The following is a 19,539-nucleotide window of genomic DNA, read 5'->3' as shown; positions in this document are numbered from 1 at the left end:
TGTTTGCCTCATTATGCTACCAGAACACGGGTTTTCGGTTAGAAATAGTGAGGTTTGCCTCACTGATTGTAAACTTTGCCTTATTATGAGGATCACTACCCGTTGCACGATCTAATGCTTACATCTTTAAAATCTATAGGATAAGAGTTGAAATGCGGCTAGTATCCTCGTAATGTCCAAAGGTTTTTTGCGTTTCCGGTTTCCGCTCTATCTTTGACAATCAATTGTAAGCTTTTTCTTATCGATGACAATCGCTTAAATAGGCAGACAACCCGGATGCAAAAAAACAAGCCGTCATACGTATTGACGGCTTGTTTTTGCAAATCGGGTTCCTCCAAAGACAATTACCTGCGATTATGTTTGTGCCTCGATCCAGGCGATCAACCAGTCTGCTTGATCCTCCGGCAGTTTCTTGCCTTTTTGTGCGAGCACCTCATGCTTTAAGGCATTCATGTTTCCGTTAAGCAGTTTATGCCAGAATGAGTTAAGAATGCCTTCGGAGCCCGGCCCTGTGATCCATTGGCGCAATAGCTTGAATAGGCTTTCCAAGGTGATTTCGACTGTATATTCGGCCTCGGCGCTGCTCATGTTGCCTGCAACATCTTCCGCTTGCGCAGCCACGGTATAGGTGCCCGGCCCCAGCAAATAAGCCGGGGTGTCGACCAGCGGGGACGCGCAGGTGCCGTATGTGACGCCTGATACGGAATCGGAAGCTGTGCAAGTAATAGTCACGGTCTGGTCGATCGTGTACGTGCCCGCCCCGGCGATCGCGACGGTTGGAGGTTCGGCATCGATCGGCAGCGTCAACCGCTTGGTCTCCTCAACATTGCCCGCTATATCCGAAGACCGGAACAGCAGCGTATGCTCGCCGTTGTCCGTCAGCTCGACAGGGGCGGAATAGGGGGTCCAGGACGCCCCTTCGTCCAAACTGAACTCGGTTGCTTGCAAGTAGCGCGGGTCTCCATATACGGACAACCCGACCGTAACCGGACCGTTATACCATCCGTTGTGCCCCGTACCCGTCACGGTCGCTGACGTTTCCAGCCCGTATCCGATCCTGGTCAGCGGAATTCGAAACGGCATGCCTTCGGCAACATCGTAAACGAACCCTTGGCTAAAATCATTCGGATCGGCAAACGCCCGAATTAACGTAACGTCGCCGATATCCAGCTTATAACGTCCGGCGCCGATATCGGCTGCGTTTCGAATCCGGTATGCCGCGTTGCGGTTTCCGCCATTATCGACGATGAGCGTTTTGCCGATCAGCTCGGTTTCCGGAACCTCACCCACGTCCATCTGAACCACAATCTCGTTCTGAACGGATAAGGTTTTGGTGAAATCGGCGAGCGTACCGGTTGCGGCTTTGGCAGCTCCGCTTGCCGTTCCTTGCACAGGCTCGATAAACGATCCGTCGTGCACATAGCTGTAAACTTTCGCTCCGTTTTGCTCCGAGTAAACGCCCATAAAACCCTGGAACCGGAGCTTATCGTCAATGGTGTAAAGGACATCGGAATCCTTCGCCTGCACGATATAATCGACCCGGCCATTCGTTAGCGTAACCTTGACCGCCTTCGCTTCCTCGTCCGAAACGGTAACTGTCCCGGCTTTGACCGGAACCGCCTCGATCGATGCGATGTAACGGTTGTCTTTGTAAGGCTCGATAACGGAGGTAAACAAGCTGCTCAGGTTCGTACCGGCGCGGTGAGCTACCATGTAACGCAGCGATTGCGGATTACCCGGCTTGTTTTGCGGGGGAACCCCGTCGGCAAGCGCTACATCGTCGACATCTCCAAGCATCGTCAATCGAAGATGGATGTCCTCCGGCTCCGGCTTCACCTTCCAAGTATCGGTTACTTTCCAGTCGAGGCTGTATTGGTTGCCGGGATTCTGGTCGCGCGACACGTTTTTCAGGTAATGAAAGCCGCTTCCCATATAAGCGGAGCCTGCTACATCATCCACGCGCTGGCCGTATTCGACATTCGCTCCTGCGTAGGTGCCGGTCGGCTGCTCGACAAGCTGCAACCCTTCCGCCGTAACCGTCCCTTCCGCTCCGTGAAAACTGAAATGATGATCGCTTCCGCCTTTGACCCGAAAGAAATCGACCGCATACGAATTCGACTCATCCACCTTGATCATGGCGGTCGTCCGCTTATAGAGCTCCGTTTGCGGGTATACGTCGGGCGCTTCCACATCAATCAGCTTCACCATCTCGGTATCGTCAAAATGCTTCAGTTCTCCGACCGTCTGGCCTCCTTGCTTTCGCTGATCAACGACGACGGTGTTATGGCTGATCGTATTGATGACCCATTGAGCCCGATGCATATCGAGCCCGTCGGCGAATTCGGGATAACCGAGATCCGGCGACAAGTCGAGGCCGAACGCATGAACGCCCAAATGCAGCGTATCCCGGTGCCCATGCCCGGTATTGATCCCGTAGTACATCCAGAAATCGCGAAGCGTGCTTTCATCCGTACTATTGTCGCGAATCGCCCGGGCTTGCTCGTCGAGCAGCCGGAGCATGCGGACGCCCATTTTATAGTTGCCGGAGGCCGTATTTTTGCCAATGCCCTCAAAGGTAATTTGATGTGTCCCCGCCGTTAGCGGCAATCGGCCCAGCAATTCATACTGGTCGTTGTTGGAGCCGAAGAAATCCAATTCCTTGACAGGCTGCCCGTCGAGCAAAATCCGATAAATGCCATAGGTCGGGGCCCTGAACGGCAAAAGCTCCACATCATATTCGTCCGTCTTCGGCACCTCGAATTGAAACGTAATAACCGCGCCGGGCTCGAGCGCCTCCAGCTGAAGGGTTCCGGATGCCGGGAACAGCGTGAAATTGACGTTCTTGTCGACGACTTCCATCCAAGGGAAGCTGTATTTGTTGCCATAGCTGTTATTCGCGTTGACGCCGTCACGGAGAGCCGTGAACCCGTACCCGGTTAAACTTTCGCTTTTGAGATTCAGAGGGCCGTATTCCTGAATAACGCTGCGAATTTGTTGAGCAATCGCTTCCGGCTGGGCGGTAAACACATCTTCATGAAGACCGTCGGCCAAATTGCCGTTCAGAAAATAAGCCATCTGCGCAAAAATCGGATCGCCGAACTTATCGAATGCCTTGATCATATCGGGCAGCTTGACGATCATCCCCGGATTGCCGGTGCTGCCGGAGTCGCCTACATTGGCCGTATACTTTTCGCTTAGAATGAGCGGGTACACGCCGGAAAACATTTTGCGGAACTTGGGATTCTCATACAAATCAACGCCCGGATACAAGTCGTAGCCGTCGAGAACGTCCGCCGTAAGGCGATGCCCCTGGAGCCACAGCTCGTTGTACAAAGGGGCCGACTCATTACCGTTTCCGTCACGATCGACGGTGGAAACGAGCGTATTCAAAATATTTCCCCCCGTAACCCGGTACGGATTTAATTCGAGGCCGCCCGTTTGGAACACAAAATCAAGCCATTCCTTCGTATCAGGCATCGTGTCATACACGACCGCAGCCATCGCAAGCGCGCTTTGATGCGTGCCGTCGTTGCCCCATATTTGAGCTTTCTTGACGGCCGGGTAAATTTGCCGGATAATGCCGTTCTCCACATTGCCGCGGATCGCCGCTCCGGAGTTTTTGCGGTTAGTCAGTTTATATTGCACGGCTTTTGCATCCAAAAAGGCAACGGTTGCCGGATCGTCCATAGCCGGGTAGAACGCATCGTATGCGCTGGCGAGCGTCTTCACGAGCGTTGTTTCCCAGATGCTGCCCACCGCTTTCCCAAGCTTTCTTCCCCCGTCGGAGTTCAGGAAGATCGTCCGGTCGAAAGCCGCGATGTCCAGCTCAGGGTAAAGGTCGGCGACGCGGTCGAGCAGCACCGTACCCGCTCGGGCGTATTTCACATCTCCCGTGTAAAGGTAAGCATCCCGGAGCGATGCCAAAGCATCGTCCACAAGTCCTGTACCCAGCCAGGAAAACCAATGCACATAGTAGGCGATGAACGTGTAGCGGTTGCCGTTGTCATCCACCCAGCCGAAGCCGTCGTCGACGCCCCAAGTCGGGCCTTTCTCCGGATACAGCGTGTTGACGAGCAGGCTGCGGTCGGCAAGCTCAGGCTGAAAAATGCCGTGTTCATCCAGGCCGCTGCTGTAATAGGCTCCGAAATCATTCGTCGGAAAAATGTAGCCGCTGCTCGGGTCGACGATTTTCCACGGTCGTTGAAGCGTGTCCGCTTTGTATGGATAGTTCCCGAACTTGTCGATTTCCCTGCCTGTAATCGGGCTTCCCAGCACCTGATTCACGCCGTAGCTGCGCGGCAAGGTGTTGCCCGGAACGGCATTCCAGAGGAAATCCAGCCCTTTGGCCACGTATTTGTCCGCATTCGAAACCGCGATATTTCGCTGATTTTTCGCCCACCCGTACGTTTCGACATTGTATCTTGCTGCTGCCGTTTTGTCGGGTGTATAGTAGGTCGATCTCGTCTTGTTGTTCGTTACGGGGTCCACCCGTCTAAATTCCGCTTCATCGAATGCGGCAGAGCCGGGCGTATTCCCGCTTATACCAAGTTTCACGCTGGCGTAAACGGCTTGAGCCGGGGATTGTCCGCTCACCATCAATTCCTCCCAAGCCTCGGATGCGGTTCCTTGCACAGCTGCGCTGCCAAGCGAAATCATATCGGCATCCCAAAATTCAAGCCTCAGCTCGGCTGTGCCGTCGACCGCGTAGCTGCGGACTTTCGTTTCATAATACGTGGCGGCCGTAACGGAAAGGATACGGCTGCGGGCGCCGGCCTCTTGCGCGGAGCCTGTTTTTGCTATTCTCATGCTACGGGCGCCCGCATACACGGGATTATCAGAAGTTTCGACCGTTCCGCCGATTTTGCTCCAGTTTTTCGGCAGTCCGCCGGAAACCATTTCGAAGGTTCCGTTGAGCAAATTCAAACTCGGCGTGTCCGGAATAATCCGGAAGGCGGCGTCATCGAAATAGGCCGTGCCGACATTGCCGGAATTCAGATGAAAACGCACGGTTGCATACGCCGCATCCTCAGGAACGATGCTGCTCGCCTGCATGGGGGCCCACTTATTCAGCGTGAGGTTCGAGCCGATGACGATTTTCCCCAGCTTGCCGCCGGCATCCCAAAATTCCAGATAAAGCTCCGACATTCCTTGCGCGTTATAGGAGTAGACGCTCGCTTCGACCTTTTGGCCGGGCACGACCGCTATTTTATTGCTGCGAGCGCCTGCCCCCAGCGTGCTGCTGGCGTCGATAATCTTCATGCTGGAAACGCCGGAACGGGCTTGTTCCTCGGACGATTCCGCTGCGCCGGATATGATGTTCCAATATTGCGGAAATCCGCCGACCGACCGCTCCATATCTCCGTTATGCAGCTTTGGAAACACCTGAGTGTAGGTAGGCACGAACGAAGCGTCGTCAAAATAAGTGATCCCGATATTTCCGCTGCCCAGATGAAAACGCAGCGTTACATAACTCGTATCGTTCGGAATCGTTCCGCTAATCTTGATTCGGCTCCATTCGTTCAATTTGACATTGGCTGCGTTGGACACCTTGATCAGTTGATTGCCGGCTGTCCAATACTCCACATACAGCTCCGATACGCCTTGCGTATTATAAGAAAATACGGCAGCTTCAAAGTTGGTCCCCGGAGGGACTGGCATTTTCTCGCTTCGCAGCCGGGGCGCATCCGTCGGACTCGTATCGATCAATTTGACGCTAAATGAACCGCTATGCACCTGTTCGGAGGACGATTCTCCCAATCCGCCAAGCAAGGACCATGAGCTCGGCAGCCCCCCGGATACAGTTTCAAAGTTCGCATTCGGCAAATCCGGCCATAAATCCGAAGGGGCATCCGCGTGCGCTCTGCCGTCCGGATAAACCGAAAAAACGGATAAACCGAGCAATAGAGCCATAACCAACGCTACATGCTTCTGAAGGATGTGTCGTACGCGTTTTTCCACGATCTCACCTGTCCCATTATCAAGATCGTATGGTTTCGGCGGCTCCCGTCCGCTCATTACTCTCTCTGGATCTAGCCCTTAACCGCGCCGATCAGCATCCCTTTAATAAAATATTTTTGCAGGAACGGGTACACGAGCAGAATCGGCACAATGGCGACGACGACAGTAGCCATCTTGATCGTTTCCGGCGGCAGCTGGGCGGCTTGCAGCGTATTCGTGATCATCAGCTCCTGACTGACGTTGGGAGTCTGGATCATATTCCGAAGCAGAACCTGCATCGGATAAAGGCTGCGGTCGGAGATGTACATGATGCCTTTAAAATACTCATTCCAATGGGTCACGCCGTAAAACAGCCCAAGCGTGGCCATGATCGGCATGGACAGCGGAAGGACGATCCGCGCCAGCGTACTGACATCTCCGCAGCCGTCCACCTTGGCCGCATCCTCCAGCTCCGCCGGAAGACTTTCAAAATACGTTTTCATGATTAACAAGTTAAAGGCTGAAACCATTCCCGGCACCACGAGCGCCCAGATGGTGTCGTAAAGGCCGATGGCGCGGACGACCAGATAACTCGGGATAAGCCCGCCGCTAAAAAGCATCGTAAAGACGATAGCCAATAGAAAAAAACTGCGTCCCGGCACGAATTTTTTGGAAAGCGGATAAGCGAGCAGCGTCGTTACCACTAAATTCAGAAACGTACCGAGAAGCGTAATCGTCACGGTTACCTGAAGCGCTCTCGGGATACGCGAGCTAGAGAAAATCTCTTTGTAAGCGTCGAATGTGACTTGATTGGGCAGGATAACGAACCCGCCGTTGCGCATCAGCTCCGCGAAAGGCGTGACGGAAACGACGAATACGTAATACAGCGGAAACAAAGTCGCTAGAGCGAACGCTGCCAGAACGGCATAAAGCACCGTATCGACCGCCGAATCCGCCTTTGATTTTTTTAGAACGTACGACACGTCGCGGCCTCCTTGCCCTGTTGTTTGTCGTCTACCAAATGCCTGAGCTGCCGAACCTTTTGGCTAATTTATTGGCGCCAAGCACCAGAATAAGGCCGACGAACGATTTGAAAAATCCGGTTGCCGTGGCCACGCTGAATTCCAGATTTTCGAGACCTCGGCGGAATACCCATGTATCGAGAATATCTCCGGTTTCATACACACGCGCGTTCAGGAAAATATAGACCTGATCGAAGCCGGCGTCCATGATGTGGCCGATCCGCAGGATGAGCATCAGAAAGAAAACGTCGCGGATGCCGGGAAGCGTAATATGCCAAAGCTGCCGCCAGCGCCCGGCGCCGTCCACCACCGCCGCTTCGTACAAATCGGGATTGATCGTGGCCAGGGCGGCCAAATAAATAATCGCGCCGAAACCCGTGTTTTTCCAAATATCCGTCAGGATCAAAAGCGGGCGAAACCATTCTTTGTCCGTCAAAATTTGCACCGATCCCCAGCCCATATCGCGAAACCATGTGCTGATTAGTCCCGCATCGGGGGCCAGGAAAGAGAAGGTCAAGCCGTATACGATAACCCAGGAAAGGAAATAAGGGCCGTACGTAATCGTTTGCACCGTCCGTTTAAACCATTTCACCCGTACTTCGTTAAGCATCAAGGCCAGCAGAACGTCGGGCAGCATATTAAACATGACGCGGTATAAGCTGATGACGAGCGTGTTTTTCATAATAATCGGGAAATCCGGGGAAGCGAATATCGTGCGGAAATTGTCCAGCCCGACCCAGGGGCTGCCCCATATTCCTTTAAGCAAATTGTAGTCCTGAAAAGCGATCAGAATGCCGCCCATGGGAACATAATGAAAAATGAAATAATAAAGAAGGCCGGGCGCCATCATCACGTAGAACCATCTGCTGCGAATGACGCTTTTTGCCAATGAAGAGTGCATGTAGGAATGAATCGCTCCTTCCGCATGATGAATGGAACTTGCAGCGGCATGTTGGGGTGTTCCCCGCAAAATAAAGCAGAGCGCTTTACTTTGCGGGGAGCCGTTCACCCTTATTATTTGATCATACCTTTAGCCTTCAACTGGCTTTCGTATTCCTGGTACAATTCCGCGCCCTTATATTTGGTCATCAGTTCTTCCCGGTATTTCGGCCAGTTTTGGCCCGATTTTTCCTCAAGCACCGCTTTGGCCTGAAGCTCGCGCTGCCGCTTGCGGTATGCTCCCAAGTCAAAGCCTTGAGGCGGAAGAATGGAGGAGCCGAGATTTTCCCGGACCGGCAAAGTATCCAAAAACTTGAGTACTTGTCTGTCATGCTCCGTTTCATTCGGGTCCGATACCGTTAAGCCGAATACATCCGGTGTTTCCGGAGTAAAGAAGCTCCATATTTTCAGGAAATCGCCTTGCTTCGTAATATCGTTCGTAATCGCTTCGATATTCAGCTTGATCGTCTTGCCGTCGCGGGTATAATGTTTGTTTTCCTGTCCGAAATGCGTCAGCAGGAAACCTTCCTCCCCGCTCATCCAATTCAAAATTTCAAGGCTCCGCTTCACCTTCTCGGGATTGCTGTCCGCAACCTTCTTGGAGAACAGGAACGGCACGCCCGGCAGCGGCTGCGTAGCAAGCGGTTGACCGGGAAACATCGTGAACGGCACCCATTCCGCTTTCGGGTTGAGCTGCTTGGTACGGGCTTGAATCCCCTGGACATTGCTGTCGAGCGCAAAATTGCGGAAGGTATCGAACAAGACGCCGATTTTGCCTTGAATGGCCTTCTCGATTCCCTGGCTTCCTTTATTTAAAAACCAGTCCGGATCGATCAAATCCTCCTCGATGACCTTCGCAACGTCGTTTAGCACCTGTTCCACCTTTACATCGGTTTGCATATCGACGAATCGGTTGTTTTCAATAAAGGAAGCGAAGGTGAGACCGTTCTTGATATATTCGGGCCAATCCAGGCCGATGCCGTCGCCGCCAACGGCTGTCGTATAGCCGTACGTGTCCTTTTTGCCGTTCCGGTCCGGATCGTTATTGCGGAATTGACGCAATACGTTCACGTACTCCTCGTAGTTGGTCGGGATGCCGAGACCAAGCGTGTCCAGCCAATCTTTACGGATGTAATAACTTCTGTACACTTTTTTGGAGAACGGAATCGGCGCACGGACAAACCGGTTTTGGAACTGATAGTTTTTCAATTCGGTTTCGCTAACCCAGTATTTAAAATAGTTCGGCATCGTGGCTGTAGACAGGAAGGGCGTCATGTCGGCAAGCAGCCCGTCCGTAGCATACTTCAGCCCGCCGTCTCCGTTTGCGTCCCGCCACATATCCGGGGGATTGGAGGCGAGCAGCGTATTGATTTTGTTGATGTACTCGTGGCTGACGTATTCCAGCTTCAAATCCACGTTGAACTTCTTGTCGATCGTTTGCTTGACGAAATCTTTGCTAAGCTCCGGCAGGTTCGTATTCGCCGGGGCCGGCACGTACCATGTCAGGGTCAGCTTCTCTTTCGGTGCTTCGGTACTGCCGGCAGTTGCGCTCGGTTTGGCCGACTCACCTGTTTGCCCGGTTTGCTCCGTTTGTTTCGTGCCCGAGCCGGTACATGCGCTTAACGTTAAAGAAGAGCCGAGCAAGAAAGCGATTCCAATTTTTGCAGCTTTTGCTTGATTCATTTGGCACCCCCACTTGAGTTCAATCTGTCAATCGCTCATGATAAAGCTTGATTCTGAAGCTCGACCGCCGCAGCATGCCTCCATCCGTCTCTCCTTCCCTAGGTCGTGTCTGAAAACCTGCTCGGGGTCATCTTTCACCGCCTTTTCGCCCTATGCTTTTTCCCTCGGAGTATTCAGACACGCCCTTGAGCGGCGTTTCTTCGTGAGTTATCTTCCCATCCCGTATTTTGAAACACAATTATCTTTTTTTAATAACCCGGGAAACCGCGCCGTTAAAGGGATATTCATAGGATAAGCGGCGAACGGAAGGCGTCTTTCGGGAAATAAAGATAAAAACCCTGAACGGCTGCGTTCAGGGCTGTGCTTGTTCTCCTCTGTGCATTTTGCGGTAATTGCCCGGAGGGACGCCTATGACCTGCTTAAAAATACGGCTGAAATTTTGGACAGTCGTATAACGGAGCCGGTCCGTAATTTCTTTAATCGGCATGTCCGTTTGCATGAGCCACTCGCAAGCCTTTTCCATGCGGAACCGAATGAGATAGTCGAGATAGTTGAGGCCGGTTTCTTCTTTAAACATTTTGCTTAGTACCGGAATGGAGACGCCGAAACGGTCGGACAGCTGCTGCAGCGATAGATCGGTCTCGTAATGCTCTTGAATATACGCCATCATCTGAGGGACGATCTGTTTCTGCCTCGACATGTTTCGGCTTCCGATCAAGTGCTCCACAGCTGGGATAATATGCTCCGAGAGCCAGGCATGGACCTCGTTCAAGGAGGCGGACTGGTACAAATGCTCCAGAACGTCATATTCGAACCTGTCGTTCAGCGAGTAGCCGTTTTCACCGAGATACAGCTCGATCTCTCCGATTAAGTAAGAGAAAAAACCGAGGACCGCTTCCGCATGCTGCAGGGACCGCGGAACCGCATCGACCATTTGCTTCAAGTTGACGCGCGCTTTGTCGTAATCCCCTTGTTTGACGCTTTCCATCACCGCGTCCTTCCGTTCGAACAATAGCCGGTAGGAACGTTTTAAGGAAGGCTCCAGCTCGTCGGACGCAATATCCCGGTTCGGACCGAGCATCCAGCGGTATTCAAGCAGCTCCAGCGCTTCCAGATACGACTCGTTTATGCTTGAATACGCTTGGCGGGCGTTGCTGACTACGGTCGACACCGTGAAGGAAAAATAGGTTTTGACGTTTTCTCGGATATTTCTGCTGGTTTGCCGGACGGTCTCCGCCGTTTGCAGGCCTACCTCGTCCGAACCGATGACGATAACGACTTGTCCCGGCTTCGGGGATACCGTCACATAGGATGGAAGCGCTTGACTCTGCTCCTCGACCAAATTCCTTAAGGCATACATGATCAGAAAGCGGTCCTTGTCTTTGTATGTCTGCTGGAAAGCGGCGTAATGATCCACATCGATCACACAAACGATAAACCAGCTGCCTTTCAAGGTTATGTCGTATTGCTCGGCAAAATCCCGAAATTCTTTATGGCTCACTTCGCCGTGCAGCAGCCTCCGGTAAAGGTTTTCCCGTTGATGGAGGCCAAGCTCGGTCTTCAAGTGCTCGTTGGTTGCGATCACGCCGCTCATGTAGTTGTCGATGAGCTGCAGCCCGTCCTCCGACTTGTCGCCGTCCGCGGAAGTCAGCTTGCGAACGAGCCTTTGAATAGGAAAGTAAAGGCGTCTCGTACTGTAGACGGCCAGCAAGGCCCACGCGGCGGCCAGCGCTCCCATTAGGATCCACATCATTTTTCGGATATCGTCGGCTTTATAGGATAGTTCCCTTGTTGGGGTTAAAGCCATGTACGTCCATCCGTTGAAGGAGGATTTGAACGAGGAGGCTCTGAATGTCTCCTTCCCGAACGCAACGGTTCCGCTCAGCTGAGGGTTGTTTACATATTCGAACAATCCGGAGTCGGCGGCCAGATTCGTTCCGATCTCTTGTTCCTCTTTGCTGGTTACGACAATGCCTTTTTCGTCAACGATCCAGAGCTTCCGGTTGCCGCCCAGGTCCAAACGATCGAGATAAATCTTCAATTTGTTCATGTCCAAATGAAGCATCACGAAGCCGTCCGGGTTCGACGATTGAAGCGGAACCGTGCGTATGAGCATCATCTCCGGCATGTTGGCATACGTATTGGCCGGAATGACCGTTGCCGCAAAAGGCTTGATCGTTTCCGAACGCACGATGTCGCTGTACGGAGCATCCAATTCGCGCATGATTCCTTGCTTGGAGGAGTAAACGACGCCGTATTTATTGAAATAAAGCGATACTTCGAATTTGATTTCCGAGTAGCCGATCGCTTTCTCGATTACATCCATCATGGACAGGGTAGACTCCACACGATCTTTCGCGACTCCTGTATCCAGAGATTTTTGAATAACCCCGTTATTGGAAAGCTGCAAGGAGGCTTGGTCAAGACTCATGAGAAAAGTATCTACCTGCGTCTCCAACTGCTGCAAAATAATCCGTTGGTTCCGTTCCACCTCTTCCTGAATGCTGTTAGTAGACACGTACGAGGAAACGAGCCCTAGCGCAAGCACCGGAACGAGGCTTAAAACGACGGAATACACATAAAGCTTGCGTCTATAAGGCAGGTTGATCAACGTTTTTACGGTTCTCCTCCAAATTGTCATTTGTATTCCCTCCGTAGTAAACAAGCTGCTTAGCGTTAGCGGTAAGCGTTATCAATTAATAAGAGCCGCAATGTTTCCTTATTTAGCCTATCTTATCACATTTCTTGTTTTCTTTATTCCGAGAAAAATATAAAATCCGCAACCGCCTCACATGCCAAAAGAACCATCTTCCAATAAAGCTAAAGCATGCAAATATGGTATGATAGTGGAATAGGCAAAGCTTATTGCCGGGAGAGAACCCGAAAGCGGTGAAACGCATGAGCGGCAAGCTGGAACGTTTGCGTGCGGAAATGGCCGGAGTCCGCAGCAGGCGATATAAACTGTTGTTTCTCCTACCGGAAACCGCGAGCGCTTCGGCGATCGCCGGCGAGATGGAGAGAGAGGGCATCGCGGCGATCAACGTCAGCCTGCTTTTGTCGGACAAGCTCAGGCACGTCGCGCCGGACAAGCGCCCCTATGAAGTGGCGAAGCACGTAAAACAAGCCATAAACGGGCATATCAACGAATATAAGGCTGATGTCGTATGCCTATATCATATCGAATACTTATTCGACCTTGAACTTAAGCAAAATCCGATTAAGCTGCTGGAAGCGCTCAGCGGGAACATCGTTTTACTTGTCGCATGGCCGGGCGGAGCGGAGCAAGGCGTTCTTTATTATGCCGATCCGGAGCATCCGGAGTATGATTCGAATGGCGAATACGGCAGCTGCATTTTACCATATTAAGCACGGGGGAATTTTCTGCATGAAGTACAGAGAGCTGATTCAATTCGAGCCGATCAAATCCGTTGTCGTTCTGAAGGACGCCGTAGAAGACCAGTTGGCGCAAAAGCTTGTCGATACGTATGTCATTTCGGAGCGGATGGCGGATGTGATCGACGATGTCATCGAGCAGCTTCAATTCGAACGGCCGATCGATCATAAAGGCATCATGGTCATCGGGAATTACGGTACGGGTAAATCGCACTTGATGAGCGTTCTCGCGGCGATTGCGGAATTTCCGGGAACGAGCGCTCACATTCGTAATGAACGGACAGCCGGGAATGCCAAAGAAATTGAAGGCAAATTTAAGGTGCTTCGCGTGGAATTCGACGGGATTCAGGTGCCACTTAGCGAGGTATTGTTCCAAGAAATGACCAGATATATGCAGGAAATCGGCGTGGATTACGAGATGCCTGCCATATCGACGCTTATAAGCAATAAAGACGAAATGAAAAGAATGATGGCCGCCTTCCACGAGATGTATCCGGATCACGGGTTTTTGCTGGTGATCGACGAGCTGCTCGATTACTTGCGCACGCGCAAGGAGCAGGAGCTTATTCTCGATCTCGGCTTTTTGCGCGCGATGGGAGAGGTTTGCCAGAATACGCGATTCCGTTTTATGACGGGCGTCCAGGAGATGCTGTTCGATAACCCGAAATTCCAATTTGTGGCGGCGGAGCTGCGGCGGGTCAAGGAACGCACCGTGCAGGCCATTATCGTTAGGGAGGATATCGAATTTGTCGTCTCCCAGCGGCTGCTCAGAAAGACGGACAGGCAAAAAGCGCTCATCCGCGAGCATTTGCAGAAGTTCGCTCCGTTATATGACAAGCTTGGCGAGAGAATGGATAAGTTTGCGGAATTGTTCCCGATTCACCCCTCTTACTTGTCCGCATTCGAGAATGTAAGAGTGGTAGAAAAGCGCGTGGCGCTCACGACGATCAGCGAGGAAATCGAGAAGCTTTTGGACGCCGATGTGCCGGAAAACAGCCCGGGCGTCGTTTCATACGACAACTATTGGCTGTATATCCAGGGTGACCGGACGCTGCGGACGGACCGGGATGTTCGGGAGGTCATGGAGAAGTCGGATGTCCTGATGGACCGCATCGAGAACGGCTTCGTCAAAGGCAAAGCCTCCTACAAGCCGCTCGCCAGACGGATCGTGCGCGCGCTGTCCGTGTTCCGGCTGACGACGGACGATATTAAAGTAAAGCTTGGCGTTTCTTCCGCCGAGCTGCGCGATCAGCTGTTTTTGTACGACGAGCTTGTCGATTTGGATCCGGATAATCTGAATGCCCGAATCGAGGCGGCGCTTAATGAAATCATGAAGGCGGTCAGCTACCAATTCATCTCGTTCAACCGCGACAACGGCCAATATTATCTCGATTTGGAGAAAGTGACGGACGTCGAATCGCTCATTGCCGAGAAGGCGGAAATGCTGGTCGGCAACCAGCTGGACCGCTATTATTTCGAAGTGCTCGAACGGCTCACGGATGACGGCTCCGCCAGCTGCGTTTCCGGCTTCCGCATATGGCAGCACGAGCTGAACTGGCATGCCCGCAAAATAACGCGGCCGGGCTATTTGTTCTTCGGCGCGCCCAATGAGCGCTCCACGGCGCAGCCCGAGCGCGATTTTTACATTTATATGCTGCAGCCGTACGATCCGCCGAAATTTAAGGATGAAGCGAAGCCGGACGAAGTGTTTTTCAAGCTGGATACGAAGGACGAAGCGTTCCATCAGCCGCTGCGTTCGTACGCCGGTGCCAGAGAGATGGCGACGACAGCCTCAAGCGCTACGAAGAAGTTGTTCGAGGACAAAGCGGCCGAGTTTCTGAAAAAAATCATGAACTGGCTGGTCGTCCATATGCCTTCCGCGTACAAAATGACCTATAGAGGGGTCACGAAAAAGCTCGCGGATTGGAGCTATTCGGCGCCTGCGATGTCTTCGGTGAGAGAAATCATCGACGCTGCCGCGGACGATTGCCTGACGACTTGGTTCGACGAAAAATATGCGGAATATCCGACGTTCCGTCTTAGCAGCATCAGCATAACGAGAGAAGCGATGCTGAAGACATACATCCCGGAAACGTTGACGCAAATCTCGAATCCGCGGACGAAGACGGCCAAAATTATTTTGGACGGCCTTGTGCTCTTGGACGGGGAGAAAACGGGCGTTCAAAGGTCCGGCTATGCCCAATGGATAATGGGATTATTGAACGACAAGGGCCACGGGCAAGTATTGAACGCTGCCGAGCTACTGGATATTCAGCAGTCCCATGGGGATTGGGAGATCAAGAAAACGAAGGCGTTCCAGCTGGAGCCGGAGCTCTTGAGCATTATTCTCGCGGCGCTTGTATTTATGGGCGATATCGTGATCACGATTAATGGAGAAACGTACGACTCGATGAAGTTCCTTCCCTTAATCGGACTGAAAGCCGAAGGGATCGCGGAATTTAGCCACATTAAGAAACCGAGCGACCTGCCGCTGGCCGAGCTGCGCGTTTTGTTCGACCTGTTTCAGATCAGTCACGGCTTGCTTCAGCCGGATGCTCAAACGAACGGCGTCCAAACGCTGCAGACGAAGGTTCAGCAGTTGCTGACCCAAGCGGTGAAGCTGCAGCACGAGCTCAAGGATAAAATCCCGACATGGGAGCTTCCGCTATTATCGGATGACGATCTGAGCGAATATCAAGGCAAGCTGCAAAGCTTCAATTCCTTTTTGCAAAGTCTGCAAATGTTCGATACGCCGGCCAAGCTGAAAAATTTCCGAAAAAGCATCGACGACATCGAGGAGCAGCGGCAAAACGCCGCTTTGATGGACCGGCTCTCGCAGTGGCGCGAGCGTGCGGCTCAAGTGACCCACAAAGCGAACTATATGGTAAGCGCGATGAATCATATATCGAACGCGGACGACTGGCATATCCAAGCGGAGAGAGCGCTCGAGAACGTATACCAGGCTCTCAAAGCCGATGGAGATTGCCAATCGGAGCTTCAGGCGATCAGCCAATTGAAGAAGCGGTACATCGATTTTTATTACGCGCAGCATGCCGCTTCACGTTTGGGGGCAACGGATGAGAACAAGCTGAACCAGCTCAAAAGAGACGGACGAATCGATACGCTGCAGAAGCTGTCTGCAATCCCGATCCTGCCTGCGCAGCAGCTGCAAACGTGGAGGATCAAATCGGAAGCGCTGAAAATATGCTGGCAGCTGCAAAAAAGCGATCTCGAGCATACGCCGGTTTGCCCGCACTGCCGGTATCGTCCGAAGGACGAGAAATATGCGCAGCAAATAACCGTCGAACAGCTCGAGAACGAGCTGGAGCGCCTGTTGGACAACTGGACTAGTACGCTGCTGACCAATCTGAACGACAGCGAGCTAAAGGAAAATATGGGGCTGCTCACGGAAGAGCAGGTGCAAATCTTGAAGCCGTTCCTGGAAGAAGGACGGTTCTCCATTCCGGCTGACAACCGTTTGGTGGAGACGATCAAGGATGTTTTGGAAGGCATTCATAAGGTCGAATTGCCGTTGAACCGGCTGCTGCAAATGGCGGGGGACGGAAATCCGCTTACGGTCGAGGAACTGCGCCTCCGCTTCGAACAGCTGCTCAGGGAACAGGTGGGTGCCCAAGCAACCAATCGCATTCGCATCATGCTCAAGAAGGAGTAACGCAACGATGAACGAACACGGTTTGCAAGACTTGCTATTCGAGATGAACGACGATGCTGCGACGGGTCCCGTGACCTGTCTTGGCTTGACCTTTGCGAGCGACGAAGCGCGGCGCGCGCATTTTACCGAGGAATTAAGAAAGAAGCTGCCCGAGCTCAAGAAGCTGGAAGGCTATCCGGTCGGGGACGACGAGCGCATATTGGCTTTGTCCGACCCGCCGTTTTATACGTGTTGTCCGAACCCGTGGTTTATGGAAATGATGGAGGAATGGGAGAAAAACCGGCCGGCCGGACTTGCGCCCCGGAGCTATAAGCCGTTCGCCTCCGATGTGGCGGAAGGCAAAAACGACGCGATCTATAACGCCCATAGTTATCACACCAAGGTGCCTTACAAAGCGATCATGCGGTATATTTTGAACTATACCGAGCCGGGCGACATCATATTTGACGGTTTTTGCGGAACGGGGATGACGGGAGTCGCCGCGCAGCTCTGCCGGAGCCGCGAGGTCGTGGAAGAGCTTGGCTACAAGGTAGACGATGCGGGCGACATCCATATGTATAACGATAATAAGGAATGGGAGCCTTTTTCGCGCATAGGCGAAAGAAAAACGCTTCTCATGGATTTGTCGCCTGCGGCAACGATGATTTCTTACAATTACAATAAGCGGACCGACGCCAGGCAATTGGAAGCGAATTTGCAGGACCAGCTGCAGCGGTTCCAAGACGAGCATCAGTGGATGTACGCCACGCTGAGCGAGGGCCAAAGCCCGGATGCCGCGGATGCGATGGCCGAGGAGCTGAAAGCGGCTGCGCGAAGCAACGGCTTCAAAGATTTTTACCGCAAAAACAGCGGCAGGTTCGGCACCGTCAATTATATCGTGTGGAGCGACATTTATATTTGTCCGGAGTGCATGACGGAGCATGCGTATTGGGAAATCGGCTGGGATGACGAGAACAAAATGCTGAAGGAATCGTTTACCTGCCATCAATGCGGCTCGAATTACCCGGATAAGAATGCGATGACCCGCGCGTGGACGACGGAATTCGACAGTCTGCTGGGTGCCGAAATCAAGCAGCCGAAGCAGGTGCCGGTGCTGATCAATTATTCCGTCAATAAGAAAAGATTTCAAAAAACGCCGGACAAGCTGGATTTGTTCATTATCCAAACCGCCCGCGAGCTGATGGAGAAAGCCGGCTATGCTTATCCGGTCGAAGCGCTGCCCACCGGCGTCAAAATGTCGGAGCCGCTGCGGTACGGAGTCACGCATGTGCATCATTTTTATTCCCGCAGGTCTTTGCTGCTTCTGGGCGCGTTTCAGGAAGAGGCCGACATTCGTACCTTTGAGAAGCAGTTCGTTTTCGGGAGCATCCTGCCCAAGGTAAACCGGATGAACCGGTTTATGCCGCAGCATGGAAGCCGGGCTTTGGTCGGGCCGATGGCCAACGCTTTGTATTTTCCGCCGCTGCACGTGGAGAACAATATTATCGATCAGCTGTTTTTCCAAGCGGGCAAAATCGTCAAGGCGCTGCGGCAGCACGGTGGCAATGCGATCTCGACGCAAAGCGCCACGCGTACTTCCATTCCCGACGAGTCCGTGGATTACATTTTTATCGACCCGCCTTTCGGCGCCAATATTATGTACTCCGAATTGAATTTCGTCAGGGAAAGCTGGCTCGGGCTTAAGACGAACAACGCCTCCGAGGCCATCGAAAATAAATCGCAAAACAAAGACATCGAAGAGTACAAACGGCTGATGACCCTTTGTCTCAAAGAAAGCTACCGGATTTTGAAGCCGGGCAAATGGATTACCGTCGAATTTTCCAATACGCAGGCGAAGGTCTGGAATGCGATCCAGCAATCGATCACGGAGGCCGGCTATATTATCGCGAGCGTTTATGCGCTGGACAAGAAACGCGGCGGGTTCCACGCCATGATCACCTCGACTGCGGTCAAGCAGGATTTGGTCATTTCCGCGTACAAGCCGAACCGGGGAAACCTGGACGAAACGGCTATCGTAAGCGGCTCGGATCTGCTTTGGACGTTCGTCGAAGAGCATCTGGAACGGCTGCCGGTATATTTGGGTGCGGACGGCTACACGGAGATCGTCGTCGAACGGACGCCGCGTATTTTGTACGACCGGATGGTCGCTTATTTCGTGCAAAAGGGCTGGCTGATCCCGCTGTCCTCGGTCGAATTCCAGGAGCAGCTGGAAAACCGGTATCTCGTGCGCGACGGCATGATATTCCTGGAGAAGCAGATGGCGGAATACGACAAACGCAGGCTGAGGGCGAAGGACATGGTGCAAATGTCGATTTTCGTCAATGACGAGAACAGCGCGATCGAGTGGCTCCGCCAGCAGCTGCTGAAGAAGCCGCAAACCCGCCAGGACTTGCATCCTAACTATATGAAGGAAATTCAGCATATTTCCAAGCATGAGCAGCTGCCTGAGCTGGATGCCTTGCTGGAGCAAAACTTCCTGAAGTACGACGGAACGGAAGAGGTTCCGAGCCAGATTCACACCTATCTGAGCAGCGATTATAAAGACCTGCGCAATCTTCCGAAGCACGATCACGCGCTGAAGGCGAAGGCGAAGGAGCGCTGGTACGTCCCGGATCCGAACAAGCGGGCGGACTTGGAGAAGCTGCGCGAGAAATCGCTGCTGCGCGAATTCGAAACGTACCGCGAGGAGCTGGATGGAAGCCGCAAAAAGCTGAAGCAGTTCCGCACGGAGGCGATCCGGGCCGGCTTCAAAAAAGCGTGGGGCGACAAAGACTATCAGCTGATCGCCATGATCGGCGAGCGTCTGCCCGAGAATGTGCTGCAAGAAGACGAGAAGCTGCTGATGTATTTCGACAACGCCCAAATCAGGCTCGGGCGGTAGCAAGGAAGTGA

At 52.8% G+C, this 19,539-nt stretch carries 8 protein-coding genes; 3 read left to right on the top strand and 5 right to left on the bottom strand.

Annotated features, from left to right (window positions below; genetic code table 11):
* Positions 1 to 354 precede the first annotated feature (354 nt).
* The 5 genes from DQG23_RS19670 to DQG23_RS19650 all read right to left on the bottom strand — a co-directional run bounded on the left by DQG23_RS19670 (position 355) and on the right by DQG23_RS19650 (position 12,222).
* On the bottom strand, positions 355 to 5,958 hold the full coding sequence (locus DQG23_RS19670) for an OmpL47-type beta-barrel domain-containing protein (RefSeq protein WP_158560598.1): 5,604 nt from the start codon (positions 5,956 to 5,958) through the stop codon (positions 355 to 357).
* 71 nt (positions 5,959 to 6,029) lie between these two features.
* Positions 6,030 to 6,920 carry a carbohydrate ABC transporter permease gene (locus tag DQG23_RS19665; RefSeq protein WP_113032584.1) on the bottom strand — a complete coding sequence of 297 codons (891 nt, stop codon included), beginning with the start codon at positions 6,918 to 6,920 and terminating at the stop codon, positions 6,030 to 6,032.
* A 31-nt stretch (positions 6,921 to 6,951) separates the two neighbouring features.
* Positions 6,952 to 7,860: an ABC transporter permease gene (locus DQG23_RS19660; RefSeq protein ID WP_113032583.1), complete on the bottom strand. Its 909-nt coding sequence runs from the start codon at positions 7,858 to 7,860 to the stop codon at positions 6,952 to 6,954.
* A 113-nt stretch (positions 7,861 to 7,973) separates the two neighbouring features.
* Positions 7,974 to 9,581: a type 2 periplasmic-binding domain-containing protein gene (locus tag DQG23_RS19655; RefSeq protein ID WP_113032582.1), complete on the bottom strand. Its 1,608-nt coding sequence runs from the start codon at positions 9,579 to 9,581 to the stop codon at positions 7,974 to 7,976.
* Positions 9,582 to 9,933: 352 nt separating this feature from the next.
* A complete protein-coding gene (locus DQG23_RS19650) occupies positions 9,934 to 12,222 on the bottom strand; it encodes a helix-turn-helix domain-containing protein (protein WP_113032581.1) in 2,289 nt (762 codons plus the stop codon).
* A gap of 257 nt (positions 12,223 to 12,479) precedes the next feature.
* Between DQG23_RS19650 and brxF the strand changes: the two genes are divergently transcribed.
* From brxF to DQG23_RS19635, 3 genes are read left to right on the top strand one after another with little or no spacing between them, the layout of a single operon-like run.
* Positions 12,480 to 12,947, top strand: a complete 468-nt coding sequence (brxF, locus tag DQG23_RS19645; RefSeq protein WP_113032580.1) for a BREX-3 system P-loop-containing protein BrxF — start codon at positions 12,480 to 12,482, stop codon at positions 12,945 to 12,947.
* 19 nt (positions 12,948 to 12,966) lie between these two features.
* Positions 12,967 to 16,647 (top strand): DUF6079 family protein, encoded by a 3,681-nt coding sequence (locus DQG23_RS19640; protein ID WP_113032646.1) that lies wholly within the window; start codon positions 12,967 to 12,969, stop codon positions 16,645 to 16,647.
* A gap of 7 nt (positions 16,648 to 16,654) precedes the next feature.
* Positions 16,655 to 19,528: a DNA methyltransferase gene (locus DQG23_RS19635; RefSeq protein WP_113032579.1), complete on the top strand. Its 2,874-nt coding sequence runs from the start codon at positions 16,655 to 16,657 to the stop codon at positions 19,526 to 19,528.
* The last annotated feature ends 11 nt before the right edge of the window (positions 19,529 to 19,539 follow it).

This window comes from Paenibacillus contaminans, from assembly GCF_003285015.1.
Lineage (GTDB): Bacteria > Bacillota > Bacilli > Paenibacillales > NBRC-103111 > Paenibacillus_V > Paenibacillus_V contaminans.
This window is presented reverse-complemented; position numbering and strand designations above follow the sequence as displayed.